Annotated in this window: 14 protein-coding genes, 1 pseudogene and 1 riboswitch; of the genes and pseudogenes, 9 read left to right on the top strand and 6 right to left on the bottom strand. The window is 41.3% G+C overall.

The features are described from left to right. Positions 1 to 43 precede the first annotated feature (43 nt). From FUA25_RS11015 to FUA25_RS10995, 5 genes are all read left to right on the top strand, one after another. Complete coding sequence (locus tag FUA25_RS11015) at positions 44 to 325, top strand: helix-turn-helix domain-containing protein (RefSeq protein ID WP_147756985.1); 282 nt, start codon at positions 44 to 46, stop codon at positions 323 to 325. Between the two features lie 110 nt (positions 326 to 435). Continuing rightward, complete coding sequence (locus FUA25_RS11010) at positions 436 to 1,878, top strand: DUF3945 domain-containing protein (RefSeq protein ID WP_147756984.1); 1,443 nt, start codon at positions 436 to 438, stop codon at positions 1,876 to 1,878. A gap of 14 nt (positions 1,879 to 1,892) precedes the next feature. Then, positions 1,893 to 4,004 (top strand): type IA DNA topoisomerase, encoded by a 2,112-nt coding sequence (locus tag FUA25_RS11005; protein ID WP_147756983.1) that lies wholly within the window; start codon positions 1,893 to 1,895, stop codon positions 4,002 to 4,004. Positions 4,005 to 4,900: 896 nt separating this feature from the next. After that, positions 4,901 to 5,542 (top strand): hypothetical protein, encoded by a 642-nt coding sequence (locus tag FUA25_RS11000; protein ID WP_147756982.1) that lies wholly within the window; start codon positions 4,901 to 4,903, stop codon positions 5,540 to 5,542. Next, positions 5,539 to 6,396, top strand: coding sequence for a nucleotidyl transferase AbiEii/AbiGii toxin family protein (locus FUA25_RS10995; protein ID WP_147756981.1), 858 nt, complete (start codon positions 5,539 to 5,541; stop codon positions 6,394 to 6,396). The genes FUA25_RS11000 and FUA25_RS10995 overlap by 4 nt, the downstream gene beginning before the upstream one ends. 42 nt (positions 6,397 to 6,438) lie before the next feature. Here the strand turns inward: FUA25_RS10995 and FUA25_RS10990 are convergent. Then, positions 6,439 to 6,582: pseudogene (locus FUA25_RS10990) on the bottom strand (integrase core domain-containing protein); the annotation flags it as partial. A 434-nt stretch (positions 6,583 to 7,016) separates the two neighbouring features. Here FUA25_RS10990 and FUA25_RS10985 point away from each other — a divergent pair. Further along, positions 7,017 to 8,087, top strand: coding sequence for a mechanosensitive ion channel family protein (locus tag FUA25_RS10985; RefSeq protein ID WP_147756979.1), 1,071 nt, complete (start codon positions 7,017 to 7,019; stop codon positions 8,085 to 8,087). Between the two features lie 177 nt (positions 8,088 to 8,264). Here FUA25_RS10985 and FUA25_RS10980 read toward each other — a convergent pair whose 3' ends face one another. The 3 genes from FUA25_RS10980 to FUA25_RS10970 form a co-directional block, all read right to left on the bottom strand. Next, positions 8,265 to 9,368, bottom strand: a complete 1,104-nt coding sequence (locus tag FUA25_RS10980; RefSeq protein ID WP_147756978.1) for an AI-2E family transporter — start codon at positions 9,366 to 9,368, stop codon at positions 8,265 to 8,267. A 253-nt stretch (positions 9,369 to 9,621) separates the two neighbouring features. Next, complete coding sequence (locus FUA25_RS10975; protein WP_147756977.1) at positions 9,622 to 9,972, bottom strand: DUF190 domain-containing protein; 351 nt, start codon at positions 9,970 to 9,972, stop codon at positions 9,622 to 9,624. Then, a complete protein-coding gene (locus FUA25_RS10970; protein ID WP_185146697.1) occupies positions 9,965 to 11,287 on the bottom strand; it encodes a voltage-gated chloride channel family protein in 1,323 nt (440 codons plus the stop codon). Before FUA25_RS10970 ends, FUA25_RS10975 begins: the two co-directional genes overlap by 8 nt. A gap of 29 nt (positions 11,288 to 11,316) precedes the next feature. Continuing rightward, positions 11,317 to 11,383: riboswitch (Fluoride riboswitch) on the bottom strand. 122 nt (positions 11,384 to 11,505) lie between these two features. Between FUA25_RS10970 and FUA25_RS10965 the strand changes: the two genes are divergently transcribed. The 3 genes from FUA25_RS10965 to FUA25_RS10955 all read left to right on the top strand — a co-directional run bounded on the left by FUA25_RS10965 (position 11,506) and on the right by FUA25_RS10955 (position 14,352). Then, a complete protein-coding gene (locus FUA25_RS10965; RefSeq protein WP_147756976.1) occupies positions 11,506 to 12,114 on the top strand; it encodes a Crp/Fnr family transcriptional regulator in 609 nt (202 codons plus the stop codon). 66 nt (positions 12,115 to 12,180) lie between these two features. After that, a complete protein-coding gene (locus tag FUA25_RS10960; RefSeq protein WP_147756975.1) occupies positions 12,181 to 12,498 on the top strand; it encodes a rhodanese-like domain-containing protein in 318 nt (105 codons plus the stop codon). Positions 12,499 to 12,924: 426 nt separating this feature from the next. After that, complete coding sequence (locus FUA25_RS10955) at positions 12,925 to 14,352, top strand: bifunctional metallophosphatase/5'-nucleotidase (RefSeq protein WP_147756974.1); 1,428 nt, start codon at positions 12,925 to 12,927, stop codon at positions 14,350 to 14,352. Positions 14,353 to 14,657: 305 nt separating this feature from the next. Here the strand turns inward: FUA25_RS10955 and FUA25_RS10950 are convergent, their stop codons facing one another. Next, entirely contained in the window at positions 14,658 to 15,110 is a 453-nt protein-coding gene (locus FUA25_RS10950; protein WP_147756973.1) for a DsrE family protein, read from the bottom strand. 2 nt (positions 15,111 to 15,112) lie between these two features. Then, the coding region (locus tag FUA25_RS10945; protein WP_147756972.1) for a TlpA family protein disulfide reductase at positions 15,113 to 15,485 on the bottom strand (373 nt) is incomplete at its 5' end.

Below are 15,485 nucleotides of genomic sequence, written 5' to 3'. Positions count from 1 at the left end.
TGATCAACTGTTCATCTATTTTAACATCAAAAAAATCACTCTTATGAATATCGAAAGACCGGAATTTATCGCCTGGATGGAAAAGATCATAGAAAGGTTTGACCTCCTCAAAGAACAAATGGCAGCAACTCGTTCCCAGTTTATAGAAGTTGATGGCGAGCAGCTGCTCGATAATCAGGATGTATTGCAGCTTTTAAAAATCAGTTCAAGATCACTGCAGCGGTACCGCACCGACAAAAAGCTGCCTTATTATACCATCAGCGGAAAATTATATTATAAGCTTTCAGACGTCCACCAGCTGATCAGGGAAAGTCTGAACTCCTGATATACTAAAGTATAAGGACATCAACTGCCAAAGAATGATCTGAAATTCCAATACGGCGCATTGACGAGACCTTCCATCTACTTTTACGGCATTAAAGCAAACATAACGCGATGGAAAAGCTCAACCAGAACAGAAAAATCAAACCGGTATCGGATACACTGATGGTTCCGGACAACAGCATCAACGGTGTAGAGATGGTCAAAGACTTTGATAAGGATGGAAACCTGCGAAGGTTACCGCGGGACGAGAAGAAGGAAAATAACCAATTGATCAGTGGTGATAAACATGGTGACCTGTTCTCCAACATCTTTTCCAATTTTTACCGGCAGCTTAAAAATCCTGTGTATTTCAGCTTCCTCAAAGTGTCGGAAAATGATGCTGTCCATTCAGCCAAAGACTTTGGGCAGCATGTCGATCAGACATCGCCTGAACAAAAAAAGAAACTGAAGGAATATGAACTTCTACCCAAAGATACAAACCAATTAAAAAATCAGAATACAATGGAAAACAACACAGAAAATCAGGAATACCGTTTCCAGCCGGAACAGATCGACTGGAAAACGATGGAAAAATTCGGGCTTAATCAGGAAAAACTTGAAAAGATGAATGCAATGGATTCGCTGCTGAGAGGGTTTAAGACCAATACTTTAATTCCCATCACCATCGATCTGGGAACAGCAGTCAGTAGGATGGATGTTCGCTTGTCTCTCCAGACCGGAGATACGGGTGATGTGGCCGTTCATCTGCATGGCATCCGCAAAGAACCTAATCTCAATTTAAAATTTCTCGGTCACGAGTTCACCGAAGAAGACAAAAAAAACCTTAGAGAAAGCGGAAATATGGGAAGAGTAGTAGACCTGATCAATCCCAAGACTGATGAGATCATTCCATCAGTCATCAGCCGGGACCGTCTGACCAACGAACTCGTTGCCTACAGAGCAGAGTATATGAAAATCCCCGATGAGATCAAGGGCATAAAGCTTGATGATCAACAAAAGCAGACATTATTTGAAGGGAAGCCGCTTTATCTCGAAGGGATGACTTCCAAAAAAGGAGAGCCTTTCGATGCGACTGTACAGTTTAATGCGGATAAGCGCTATGTTGAATTTATCTTTAACAACAACCAGAGCCAGCAACAAACCCATCAGCAGGATCAATCCAATCAGCCACTTCAAAACAACAATGGGGAAGTCCCACGAGTGTTCAGAGGTCAGGAACTCGATGACAAACAATATGAAAAGTTCAAAGCAGGAGAAACGGTATATGTGGATGGATTGACTGACAGCAAAGGAAAAGCCTACCAAGGTTATATCACTTTTAACAAGGAGACTTCCAAAACAGAGTTTTCCTTTACCAATCCCAATAAGCTTAAAGAAAAAGCCCAGACTTCTGAAGATCATAAAACCCAGAAGGCGGTCAATTCTGATGGCAGGACCAATGAAGCGACCAGAAATGTCAAAGAACCGCTTGAACCCAAACAGCAGCAACCCGCCAATAAACAGCAGGAAGCCCAGCAGAAGAAACCTGTTAAATCGAGAGGGCGTAAAATCTAAAAAATCCAGCACATATGAAAGCCATTATCGCGGAAAAGCCCAGTGTCGCATATGAGATCGCACATCTGTTAAATGCCAATGAAAGAAAGGAAGGCTGTCTCGAAGGCAACGGTTACTGCGTCACCTGGGCATTGGGGCATCTGGTGTCATTGGGAACGCCGGAAGACTATGGTATAAGAGGCTTCGACAAAGCCTCTTTACCTGTCTTTCCTGATCCGTTCTTATTGGTGCCGAGACCCATAAAAAAGCAAAATCACCAAGGGTACCAACCCGATCCGTCCGCAATTAAACAATTAAAAATAATACAAAGTGTCATCAACCGATGCAGCAGTATCATTGTTGCTACCGATGCAGGGAGGGAAGGCGAGCTCATTTTCCGGTATATCTATCACTATCTCCAATGCAGCAAACCCTTTGAAAGACTATGGATCAGTTCTCTTACTGAAAAGGCCATAGAGGAAGGCTTTAAAAAGCTTCAGTCCGGTTCAGTTTTCGACGGTTTGTATGAAGCCGCAAAAGCAAGAAGTGAAGCAGATTGGCTGGTGGGCATTAATGCTACACAGGCATTAAGCATCGCTGCCCATGAAGAGCTATATTCTTTAGGAAGGGTACAGACCCCGACGCTGGCTTTGATCTGCAGGAGATTTATAGACCATAAGAACTTTACCAGGGCAAAATACTGGCAAATCCAGTTGAAGCACCGAAAGGAATATCTGGATTTCACCAGCCAATCCAAAGAACGGTGGGAAGATAAAAAGCAGGCAGAAAAAATTCTAAGATTTATTGAACGCGAGGGAAAGGCTACTGTTGAAGAGGTTTCCATCAAAACAGTTCAGGAATCATCTCCTGTGCTTTTCGACCTCGCAGCACTTCAAAAGGAATGCAACATGAAATTAGGATTATCAGCGGATGAAGTCTTGCGGACTGCACAGGGTCTTTATGAAAAGAGATTCATTACCTATCCCAGAACCGGCAGCAAATATATTCCCGAAGATCTTTGGGCAGAGATCCCGGAATTGGTGAGGATTCTGAATGCCGTCGATCAATTCAGATCGGCTGTTTCAACACTTAAATTCGGCAGCTTCAACAAGCGGATGGTGAATGATCAGAAGGTGACCGACCATCACGGACTGCTGATCACCACAAAAATACCCTCCGCATTGACAGCAACAGAAAAAGCCATTTATAATATGATTGCTTACCGTTTGCTGGAAGCCTTGTCAGAGCATTGCTCTAAACAGGTAAGTCACGTCACAGTTAAAGTACACCATTATGAATTCAGCATCAGGGGTTCAAAAATCCTGACGAAAGGCTGGCGGGCCATTAAAGGAATCCTTTCAGATAGCAAGAGCCATAGAAATAGCATTATTGATAATAATGGCAATACCTTGGAAGAGATGTTAATGGAACTTCCTGAATTGAAAATGGGGGATGAGCTTAAAATTTCAAAAACGGAACTGCTGGAAAAAGTAACCCAGCCTCCCAAACTGTATATCGAGGCTGATCTGTTGTCAGCAATGGAAAATGCGGGAAGATCCATAGAAAATAAGGAAGAGCAACAGATTCTGTCAAATATCGGTATCGGTACACCTGCCACCAGGGCCTCCATCATTGAAACACTGCTCAGCAGAAACTATATCATCCGAAAAAGTAAGGCTCTAGTACCAACCGAAAAAGGACTGAAAGTTTATGATCTTGTCAAAGACAAAAAGATAGGCAATGTACAAATGACCGCAGAGTGGGAGATGGCATTGGATAAGATCGAAAAAGGCGGGCTTACTTCAAAACAGTTCATCACCGATATCAAAGTCTACACAACAGAGATCACCAGCGAACTGTTGTCTTTGTCAATCCCTCAGGAAAATATCCCGGAACTAAAATGCCCGAAATGCCGACAGCACAATCTAATTATCAAGGACAAAATTGTAAAATGTCCAGATGACCAATGCAACTGGAGGCAGTTCAGAACCGTATGCGGTGTACAGCTGAATATCGATCAAATTTCTTCTTTAATAATGGAAGGTAAAACACCGCTCGTCAAAAATATGAGAAGCAGAAACGGTAAAAAATTTGATGCTTATATAATATTGGGTGATGATCTGAATACATCATTCCAATTCCCTTAGCTGCTGAACCCTTATAGTTTACAGTAACCCAAAAATCATTTTTTTTGTATCTTAGAAACAAAAATCATGAAAGTAGCCTTATGTTATCAGCATTCATCAGTCAAGATCAAATGGAATCTTCCTTTCCTTCCAAGAGTCGGAGAATCTTTATCTGTCTCTGAAATAATTTCGGAGGAACAAAACAGAAAGTTATGTGATAACAGAGATTTTTTTACGATTGCAAATATATCTTGGTTCCCTTCAAAAGACAGAAACAAGAATTTTATTGAAATCATGTTGGAATAAATATCTATGAATTAAATTTATAAATCCATTAAGAAATAATACCGGATATTGTTATTTGCCCAATTAAATTGGATATCAGATTTGAAAATAATAGCTTTATCATGTTTCACTTCCATTGATTTTTTCCATCCAGGTATAATTTCTGTATTAGCAGAATATTTTGTTCCATTCATTATAGGAAAAAATTTATACTTTTTCTTTGTGAATAGAGGTGTCTTACTCCCTAAAACAATAGAGTGTTTATAGGTAAAAAAAGAAAATGAATTTATTTTTTAATTTCCCGTTAATAAATGTTAAAGCATAATAAGGTCAGGTTACATAGCTAAAAGATATAGTGAATAAACGTTGTGATAGTGGGATCTAGTCAGAGAGGTGTTGAAAGAATCCAATTTAATCGTAGTTTTAATATTACACAATCCAAAGCTAAACATTGAAAGCTGTTTATAGCTAGGCTTCTTGTTGTAAAACATAAAAAGCTAATAATAATGCAACATAAAAAGCTAGTAATGATGTATCATAAATATGAATTGGAATAGAAAAATAAATCGAGTAGTGTAAAAATATTTGCATTTAATCGGAAAAATTCCGATTATTGCATTAAATATTTACAAATGTTAGCGTTGTCCAATCTTATCAAAAATTTTTCAGAGGAACCTTTGACAAGACAGATTATGCTTTCCTTGCTGTCAGATTACAAACGTCCGAACGACAAGATCTCGGAGATGGTAAAAGCTGGATATCTTAGAACAGTAAAGAAAGGACTATATGTGCCGGGATCAAAACTTGATATCGTGTCCCCTGAATTATTTCTGGTGGCCAATCACCTTAGAGGACCAAGCTATGTTTCATTGGAAGCCGCACTTTCACATTGGGCATTTATTCCGGAACGCGTATATGAGGTTACTTCGGCAACGACCAAAACGACCAAATCCTACAATACCGAGGTAGCCCGTTTTAGCTACCATCATCTGCCTCTTCCTTATTATTCTATGGGCATTGAACGTGTGAATCTCACAAAGAAACAAGCTGTTCTTATGGCGTCTCCGGAAAAGGCCATCTGTGATAAGATTGTGACGACCTCGGGAATATTATTGCGCAGTATTAATCAGGTCATCACATTTCTCACGGAGGACATGCGCATCGATGAAAATATGCTCACTAAGCTCAATATAGATGCGATTGAATCCTGGATTCAGGATGCACCCAAAAAAACAAGTTTAGAGATGTTAACAAAAACACTTAGAACCCTATGATCAAACAGTGGTTGCAAGAATACGATCCCAAATCCAAGCAAGATGTGTATGATGCACTGCGGGAAATTATGCAGGAAATTGCATTGGCGGGTCTTCAACGTGCTGGTTTTTTTGAAAAAGCAGCTTTTTATGGCGGCACTGCCCTGCGCATTTTCTACCATTTGGATCGATTTTCTGAAGATCTTGATTTTTCACTGTTGGAGCCGGACGAACAGTTTTCCCTTGAACCTTACTTTGAAGCGGTCGTCAAAGAATTTGAGGCTTTGGGCATCACGGTCAGCATTCAGGAAAAAAAGAAATCTACCGCATCCAATGTAGAGTCTGCATTTTTAAAATCAGGCACGGTGTGGAAAGAGCTTGTTTTGGAAGACGTTGTATCTCAGATGGGTGTAGGGAATCTGCCCAATGTAAAGATTAAGATCGAAGTAGACCGCAAGCCGCCTTTAGGTTTTGAAACTGAAGAGAAATTGTTGTTGCGACCCTTTTCATTTTATGTAAAATGCTTTAAAATGCCCAGTCTGTTTGCTGGTAAGATGCACGCTTTATTATTCCGGAAATGGATTAAAAGGGTAAAGGGAAGGGACTGGTATGACCTGGAGTGGTATATCAAAAAAGGAATTCCGTTGGATCTCGACCACTTTTTGCTGCGTGCTCAGGATACTGGTGACTGGCAGGGTGAAACCATCAATGGAGCGCAGGTTATTCAGCTTTTAGAAGATAAGATTAAATCGGTGAATTTTGACAGCGTCAAGGAAGATGTGATTCGGTTCATTCCCGACTCATCCGTGCTGGATCTATGGGGAGAGCAATACTTTTTGGACCTCATAAATAAAATAAAATTTCACCAACACTAACAAATCAATATGTGTTGACCTCCCGCCGATATATGGAACAATCTAATGTAGAGAAATTTGCTTTTTTTGACTGTTTTCAATGAACTCTTTTGGCGTTAAATTTCCCAGTGAGCCGTGAGGTCTGTAACTGTTATAATCCTCTTTCCAGACATCCAGCTTTTGCTGTGCATCTTCCAGCGATAAGAACTGTAAGCTCCCCATTTTCAGTACCGCTCAAAAGTAGAATTTTTTTTGATATATTATCCATAGCCTCCTGAAACTGACAATGATCAAAACTATATTGAGTTCATGATGAAACATTTTTAGCACAGACAAAAATCGGCAAAACCATTCAACTCTGAAAGTGGTCCAGCGGCAATACGTACAAGCGTTGAAGAAGCTGACGAAGCGGCTGCACATTTGTAATTCTATGTATCTTTGGGGGCAGGGGAGGCCTGCCCAAAACGTCAAGAGCAAAACCCTGTAGGCAAATGCTCCTTCACTGATACAGCAACGTCATGTTTGGTATTCCTCAGAAAAAAATTAAGAGCGGTGTTAACGGATGAAGTATTGAACGCTAAATTATCCGCTGCCTGAACTTTATATAATCACTTCAAAAAAGAACAAATACATCTCAATTTATGGAATCCACAGCAAAAACTGAAGCTCAAGAAACCGAGGCCATTCATAAAGATCACAAAGTGCAACGGGAACTGAACGAATTCCCGACCAAAGACAAGGATAAGAAAGGCGTTACCGCAAAAGAAAATGCATCTGCCTTTGTGGTCGCAGCCATTATATTTGTAGTATGCGGCGGATTATACTATCTGCTCGGGTGGAAGTATTTCCCGATCCAAAGCTCTTATATTCCACTTATTCAAAAAGTGGTATTGGTGGTTATGTTTATTTTATTTGTTTTGGTTTCGAACACGCTTCTGAAAAAACTGCTGACCCGCAAAATTGAAAATGCCGCCACTGCTTACAATTTAAGACGCATCGCTGATCTGTTCAGTGTGATGATCATTTTTGCCATTGTTCTTACGCTGCTTTTTGCCAACTGGTACGCCACATTGGTTTCATTCGGTATTGTATCGCTTATATTGGGTTTTGCACTGCAAAATCCTATCACCAGTTTTTTTGCATGGATATACATTCTCATCCGCAAGCCGTACGAAGTGGGTGACCGTATAAGAATAGGCAACGTATTCGGTGACGTGATTAATGTGAGCTATATCGATACCACTCTCTGGGAGTTTCATGGAGACTATTTATCGGGAGACCATCCCAGTGGCCGCATCATTAAATTTGCCAACTCCAAAGTATTCAGTGAATATGTTTATAATTATTCTTGGCCTTTGTTTCCATTTCTCTGGAACGAACTCCAATTATTTGTATGCTATGGAAGCGATCTGCAGTTTACGGGGGACACGGTAAAAAAAATAGTGCAGCAGGAAATCGGCGAAGCGATGATCCGCCGTGTGCAGCGGTTTAAAAATATTCTTGCCGATACACCTGTCGACGAATTGGAGGTTAAAGAATATCCGTCCATCATTCTGCGGGCACATGACAATGCATTTGTTGAAGTAACAGTGCGGTATCTGGTAGAACCTAAAAATTCGGGCAGGGTGAAAACCAAATTGTTCGGGATTATCATGGAAGAACTCGGTAAATTTCCGGATAAGGTTCAGTTTCCGCAGCAAAATATGCCTTAGCTGCAAATCTTCGCACCATCTGCGTTTAAAGAATCCGGGCTGACCGTGAGTGCCATTGCCAACAGATTTCTTAAAGGTAGCTGTCGCAATTCAACCGCGCTGACCGGTAAATGACACCCTTTTTTAGGGGCAAATAATCTGCGCTTGTTGATTTCTTACTGCACTTTTCAATCTTTGTCACTCTTTTTCCGGCTGTATTTTCTGCTGGATCACGTCTTCAATGTGCTCCTCCATTTTGTGGTCTTTGGGAAATCTGCTGAGGTAAAACGCTTCGTAATACGATTTAATAATGGCGGCAAAAGGGGTCGCCATCAGGGCTCCCAGGAAGCCGAAGGCTGAACCCATGGCAAGCAGAAGAAAAAGGGTCGATACCGGATGAATGTTCATCGTGGAGGAACGTAACTTTGGCATGACCATATCACCCATTATTTCGTTTAAGGCCAGAAAGAAAACGGTCACCCAAAGAGCTGTAACCGGATCTACGGTCAGAGCCACCAATATGGGCGGGATGGACATGATGTAAAAGCCGATCTTCGGAATCAATTCCGCAAACAGGGCGAGGGCTCCCCACACAAATGCTCCGGGCACATCCATTATGCTTAAAAATGTTGTCACCAAAACGGCTTCAATAGTTCCGCCGATTAAATTGGCCTTAATCCAACCCCCCAACATCACAGATGTTTTTGAAAGTGCAGCCACGGCTTTACCCCGCTGTGCCGGCGGAAACACCGACAGGTATAACTCAACGAGCGGGCGGGGGTCGGCCACCGCGTAGATCACCATACTGATAAAAACAATCAGTACCACCAATCCTCCCACTAAGGAAAGGGAGAAATTCCCGATCTTCACAAGCGCTTTCGGAACAGAGGGCAAGGATTCGGAAATACTTTCCGCATCGATTTCTATTTTTTTCTGTATATCCGGATAATCACTGAACCAGGAACTCACTGTGCCGGATAAACTTTTCCCGTACTCCGGTAAATCCCTGAACAGACCGGAGGTCTGTTCACTGATTTTCGGGCCGATGAACCAGCCCAATACGATGAGCGTCAACAATATCGTTCCGAATACCATTAAAGAACCCCATGCCCGTTTTACCTTCTTTTTCTCCAGCCAGGTTACGGGATTATTGATGATAAGAGCCAGCACTATGGCTAACAGCAGCAAAAGCAGCACACTTAAAATCTGATACAGAAACCATATCAGGATGACCAAACCTGCAGTCAGCAAGATCACTTTTACAAGAGATCTGTATAAATTTTCAGTGGTGTTTGATTGCATAGTTCCGTATTTTAGTTGTGTTTTTATTCTTTTTTTCTGATGAGTTAAACTGGCTGCTGAAAACCTTTTGTACAAACCGGTACGTTGACAGCACACTAAATAAATCACCGAGATTTAAACCAGATGCAGTAAAGTGAAGGGGTAAGATAATCCAATATTGACGTTGGGCTTACCTGCATACAAAAATGTTACCAATCGCTCCGGCATTTATCCGGCGTGTATTTTTGTAATTTTCATCAGTATTTTTTAGTGGTTAATGAAAGAATATTTCGGAATCCCGATTGATGATGATCGCTTTAACCCCATTTAGAGTTTCGCGGTTTGTTTCCAGGAATTCTTTTATTTTCTCATCTGTATCAATCAATTCCAGACAAATAGGATGGTGCATATGCGGAACTTCCGAATGATGGTTTTTGATATCCTCAAAGTTCAGATAGCCTGATTTTGCCTCAAAATACAGAGCCTGTTTAATGTCGCTTTCTTTGGCTTTTTTCAGTAAATATTCCTTCAGGGAGCTGTGCCACATTTTTTTCCAAAATCCGTGGGTTTCCACTTTCTTACCGAATTCAAAATAAATTCTCAAAACGCTGAATTTTTTACTCATGATCTTTTTTTTCGTGAATGATTTTACCTTCGTAATGGTGGTATCTGATATGTTTGGGCTGCCCTATGATCTGTTTTCCGTAAATACTGTTATGGCCTGAAAGCAGGTAGGAGACTACACAGGCAATTGCCATGTAGATACCGCTTTCGGCACCGAACAGTTCTATCCCCATCAGCATACATGCGAGAGGAGTGTTGGTTGCTCCTGCAAAAACGGCTACAAATCCCATTCCTGCCAGAAGACCTGTAGGCAAAGGAATAAAGACAGACAGCGCACTCCCTAAAGTCGCCCCGATAAAAAAGAGGGGCGTCACTTCACCACCTTTAAATCCGGCTGCAAGGGTAACGACTGTAAATGCCATTTTGAGAACAAAGTCATAGAATGGCAGTTGTTCTTCAAAAGAGTGTACGATCACTGGAATTCCGAGCCCTATGTATTTGGTTGTTCCTGCAATAAACACGGCAGCGGCCACAATTATTCCTCCGATTAAAGGACGCAGTGGCGGAAAAGAGATGTTGGATTTGAATAGCGCAGTGGCCCAATGGATGATTTTGCTGAATGAAGCGGCACAAAGTCCGAAGACAATTCCTGCCGCGATGCTGTAAAGGATCGGGAGGGCTTCTAATTTGGGAATAAAATCAATATGATAATGGGTATGTTGCACCTGCCAGAGGTCCGTTACGAGATCTGCAAGTATGGCCGCGGCAAAAGCCGGAAAAATGGCATCATACTTTATTTTTCCTATTAAAAAAACTTCCAGACCGAAGAGCGCACCCGCCAGTGGGGTGCCGAATACAGAGCCGAAACCTGCGGCAATGGCGGCGATCATCAGAATTTTCCGCTCCGGTGCCGAAAGTTTAAATGGTTTGGTAAATTGGTCTGCAATAGCACCTGCCATCTGTAAGGCTGTCCCTTCCCGGCCGGCTGAACCGCCGAAGAAATGGGTCGCAATGGTTCCGAGATAAACAAAAGGAGCCATCCTGAAGGGGAGGATTTCCCGGGGGTTATGAATACTGTCGATGAGTAGATTATTTCCTGCTTCAATATCCTGACCAAGATAATTGTAGAGCAGCCCAATAAGAAGCCCTCCGACCGGCAAAAAAACAATTAGCCATAAATGGTCTTCCCTGAAATCGGTCGCCCAGTTCAGCGACTGCAGAAAACCCGCGGAAACAGAACCTACACATATCCCGATAAGGGTACTGATCACGAGCCATTTTGCGACATAGATGATCGCGGGAAATTTCCGAAAAAACATTTTTGTTTGGAGCCGCGCTTTTCTGCTGCTGATTTTTGACTGTTGATTTTTAGTCATAATTATCCTGATTACATGTATAAACATTCTCTTAATCAGGCGTCATCAGCGTTTTACGGCGGTTGGGTAAGGAAGAACACCATTTCCTTCGGGAGCAAAAATACAAATTTATTTGAAAAACAGAATAAAATTACATTTTTTAGAAAAGAAACCAGAATGCTTCATTTAAGTGCTGAACCGTTTGCTGCGCTTTCCACCAAATATATTTATATTTGAACATGAATATTTATGATATAGCAGATCCGGAATTCAAAAAAGAGATTTCAGCGAGCCGCGATCTGAAACACTTTCCTGCAGGTTCGGTTATTTTGGATATTAATTCCTACGTAAATTACATTCCGCTGGTAATGTCGGGAAGTGTTAAGGTGGTAAGAACTGAAGAAGATGGAAGAGAAATCCTTTTGTATTACCTAACTCCCGGAGAAAGCTGTATTTCATCCATACTTTCAGGACTTGCCCAGGACACATCCAAAGTCAAGGCTATTGTGGAAGAGGATGCTGAAATTCTGATGCTGTCACTTTCAAAAGGCAAGGAATGGCTGACAAAATATCCGGAATGGTCTACTTTTGTTTTCCAGTTGTATCACAAGCGGTTTGAGGATTTGGTAACCATGGTAAACTCCATTGCTTTCCAAAAAGTAGATGTCAGACTTTTATATTTATTAGATCAGAAATCACAGCTGTATAAATCTAAAGAACTTTCTGTTACGCATCAGCAGCTTGCAGACGAGCTCGGCATTACGAGAGAAGCGGTAAGCCGCGTGCTGAAACAGATAGAAACCGAGGGCAAAATAAAACTTTCCCGAAATAAAATTACCCTTCTGTAACTGACATCACTGACACGGTGTTACAAAGACTGTACTTTTGCATCATTAATTTTAAATAAAACAACAATGTTAGATGCAATAAAAAACCTTTTCGGTATGGATAAAACCGATTATGCAGATCTTGTAAAGCAAGGTGCTGTTATTCTTGATGTAAGAAGCAAAAACGAATATGCTGACGGACATATTAAAAACTCCGTCAATATTCCTGTTGATCAGCTTCACAGCAACCTTTCAAAATTAAAAAATAAGGACAAACCGATCATTACGTGCTGCGCATCGGGAATGAGAAGTGCCACTGCAAAAACCATTCTCCAGAATAACGGTTACGGGAATGTACACAATGGCGGAGGATGGAGCAGTTTGAACGCTAAATTATCATATTAAGTGGATAAAACTGAAGGCGCACAAATTGTGGATGTGTGAACAGCAACTTGCAAAAAAATGGCAACGGAAATGCCCGATAAAGTTAAAATTGTAAGAATCAACGCCGATAAAAATACTGAGCTTGCAAAGCGATGAATGTTCTACGCTTCCGGTTTAAAACTGTACCGACATAGTGAAGTAGTTTGGGACAACCTTTGTTTTGTACCTGAAGAGGAAGTAAAGAAACCGCTTTCAAAATAAATAAATTACAATCTCTTCACGCTTTGCAACAGCTCTGAAGACCGGTCAGTTTCGGAAAATAATCATTGCTACGGTGAGTAATATATAGAAATAAGACTTGCGATTTGTTGCTTTATAATCTTAACCAAAAGGTATAATAAATGTATTTAATTGTTACTGGGTAGAGGTAACATAACGTTAAAAAATATGAAATTATCAATCGCCTACATCAATGATGTTCACGGCTATCTGGAACCGCATCCTGAATTGTTTTATGAAGGAGGAAAAGAAATCATTACCACTTCAGGTGGGTATTCCCGGATTGCTACCGTTTTAAAGGACTTACGCAAAAAGAACCCAAATACCTTGGTCTTTGACGGCGGCGATACTTTTCACGGTACTTTACCTTTGATTCAATCTAAAGGAGAAGCAGTAATTCCTGTTTTAAACAAAATGGGACTCAGTGCGATGGTAGGTCACTGGGATTTTGCCTATGGTCCGGAACAGCTGAAAAAGCTTGCGGGTCAATTAAATTATCCCATTCTGGGAATCAATGTGTACAAAGATGACGGTTCATTATTCCTTCCACCGTATATCATCACAGATGTGGAAGGGCTGAAAATTGCCGTTATCGGAATCTGCTCCAATATCATTGATAAAACAATGCCCGAACACTTCAGTGAAGGCCTGAAAATTACAGACGGAACAGAAGAATTACCGGTAATGGTTCAGCGGGTGAAAGCCGAAGGCGCACAACTTATTATCCTTCTTTCACACAATGGGTTTCCACAGGATGCAGAGTTGCTTTCAAAAGTTTCAGGCATTGATGTCTGTTTAAGTGCACACACCCATAACCGATTATACGAAGCGGTTAAAATTAATAATACTGTTGTGATTCAGTGTGGCTGCCATGGTTCTTTTGTCGGTCGTCTGGATCTTAATGTCGAACAGCAAACCATTGTCGATTACGGATATCAACTGATTACTGTCAATGAAGATATTGATCCTGACATTGAAATGGAAAATACCGTGTCCCAAATTATGCAGCCATTTCAGCATCTGAAACAGGAAATATTGGGCACAACCGGAAATGTATTACACCGGTACAACACCTTATCATCCACAATGGATGATCTTTTGCTGGCATCAATAAAATCAGTAAGCAAGGCCGATGTTGCTTTTTCAAACGGTTGGCGATACGGCGTTCCTATCCCCAAAGGTCCAATAACAAAATGGGATTTGTTCAACATCATTCCTATGAATCCCGAAGTTTCTACGCTCGATTTAACTGGAGGTGAAATAATAAGAATGCTGGAAGAAAATCTGGAACGCACCTTTTCTGCTGATCCCATGAAACAGATGGGGGGCTATATAAAAAGATGCCTCGGAATTTCCGTAAAGATGAGAATTGAAAATCCAAAACGGCACCGCATTCAGCAGATATTTGTCGGTGATGGAGTATTGGCAAAAGACCAGGTGTATAAAGCGGCATTTGTTACGGTGCAGGGTGTTCCTGAAGGATTGGGAATAAACAGGCTAAACCTGCCGCTAAAAGCGGTAGAAGCGATGGAAATGTATCTGAGTGAAAATAAAATCGGTAAAACGGGTGATCTTCAAACTTTTTCCCTGGTCTGAACACTAAAAAGGATCATTTGATGATTCACCCTGTAAAAAAAACAGGCCATATTACTGAACATCAGGCAAATGAATGAAATTTCCTGGCGTGGAAGAAGAACAGTAGCCATGATCGCATTTGGTTCCGGCGTGGTGAGTTTGCATTACGCTTCGTCCAGTAGTGATGATAAAAAGTAAAGCGGAAACACGTCAGGTCTACCCGTTATGTTTCCGCTCTGATTTAACCCCTTATATTGGGGTTTATTATTTTGATGATAGCTGTTTCTGTGATCAGGAAAAGTTCTGTCAGCCAGTCCCTTGAATCGTTAGGGCTTTACGACCGCCCATCCTTCATACTGCCGCAAAATGATTTCCCCATTTCCACTTGGGGTGTAACGTACAAAATCATACAGGTCCGCTTTCGGGATGTTTTTTTCCTTCAAAGTATTCTCGCACTGTACAAAAATAACGCCTCTTTCTTTCAGGGGAATCAGCAGTTTGTCGTATCCGTTCTTTTTTCTGTACAGTTCAACTCCGGGACCGAAAGCCAGCAGTTCCACATACAGTTTCCCTTTCAGGCGCGGGTCATCCATTGCATTACTGATGTTCCTGATGACTCCTTTTATTTTGGTTTCGTCGCTCTCATTCAGTACGTATAAAGCCCTGTATTCCGCTAACTGCGCTTTCACAGGCTTAAATTGATGCTTTTTATTTTGAGCGGTCATTGGCAGGCTGGTTAAGGTAAGAATGATGAAGAGTGTTTTAATTAAATTCAACATGATTATTCTTTTAAAAGTGCATTTATTTCTTCGTAAAATGAAGCCTTGCTGTAATCAGCCATTCCCGCATGATGCAGTCGTACCGCTCCGGTCTTATCCAGCACCACTGTAGTGGGCAGTGAGCCGCTGAAGTATACTTCCGGGATATTGCCTTCCGGAACCAAAAGCGGCAGTGTATAATTTTCCTTTTGAAGATAGGCTTTGCCTAAAGCCACCTCATCATCCAAATTCACGGTTAAAAATACAACATCGGGGTTGAACCGGTATTGATCATAAAATTTTTGGATCGACGGAAATTCCGCACGGCATGGCGGACACCAGGATGCCCAGAAATTGATGAATACCACTTTCCCCTTCAGGTCTGAAGTGCTGATT

Origin of the sequence: Chryseobacterium sp., from assembly GCF_008014695.1 — a bacterium.
Lineage (GTDB): Bacteria > Bacteroidota > Bacteroidia > Flavobacteriales > Weeksellaceae > Kaistella.
Note: the sequence above shows the minus strand (reverse complement) of the source record. Positions and strands in the feature narration are given on the sequence as shown.

Excerpts from the sequence above, each read along its gene's own strand:
- FUA25_RS11015 (WP_147756985.1), top strand. The coding sequence starts at position 44 with ATGAATATCGAAAGACCGGAATTTATCGCCTGGATGGAAAAGATCATA.
- FUA25_RS11010 (WP_147756984.1), top strand. The coding sequence starts at position 436 with ATGGAAAAGCTCAACCAGAACAGAAAAATCAAACCGGTATCGGATACA.
- FUA25_RS11005 (WP_147756983.1), top strand. The coding sequence starts at position 1,893 with ATGAAAGCCATTATCGCGGAAAAGCCCAGTGTCGCATATGAGATCGCA.
- FUA25_RS11000 (WP_147756982.1), top strand. The coding sequence starts at position 4,901 with ATGTTAGCGTTGTCCAATCTTATCAAAAATTTTTCAGAGGAACCTTTG.
- FUA25_RS10995 (WP_147756981.1), top strand. The coding sequence starts at position 5,539 with ATGATCAAACAGTGGTTGCAAGAATACGATCCCAAATCCAAGCAAGAT.
- FUA25_RS10985 (WP_147756979.1), top strand. The coding sequence starts at position 7,017 with ATGGAATCCACAGCAAAAACTGAAGCTCAAGAAACCGAGGCCATTCAT.
- FUA25_RS10980 (WP_147756978.1), bottom strand. The coding sequence starts at position 9,368 with ATGCAATCAAACACCACTGAAAATTTATACAGATCTCTTGTAAAAGTG.
- FUA25_RS10975 (WP_147756977.1), bottom strand. The coding sequence starts at position 9,972 with ATGAGTAAAAAATTCAGCGTTTTGAGAATTTATTTTGAATTCGGTAAG.
- FUA25_RS10970 (WP_185146697.1), bottom strand. The coding sequence starts at position 11,287 with ATGACTAAAAATCAACAGTCAAAAATCAGCAGCAGAAAAGCGCGGCTC.
- FUA25_RS10965 (WP_147756976.1), top strand. The coding sequence starts at position 11,506 with ATGAATATTTATGATATAGCAGATCCGGAATTCAAAAAAGAGATTTCA.
- FUA25_RS10960 (WP_147756975.1), top strand. The coding sequence starts at position 12,181 with ATGTTAGATGCAATAAAAAACCTTTTCGGTATGGATAAAACCGATTAT.
- FUA25_RS10955 (WP_147756974.1), top strand. The coding sequence starts at position 12,925 with ATGAAATTATCAATCGCCTACATCAATGATGTTCACGGCTATCTGGAA.
- FUA25_RS10950 (WP_147756973.1), bottom strand. The coding sequence starts at position 15,110 with ATGTTGAATTTAATTAAAACACTCTTCATCATTCTTACCTTAACCAGC.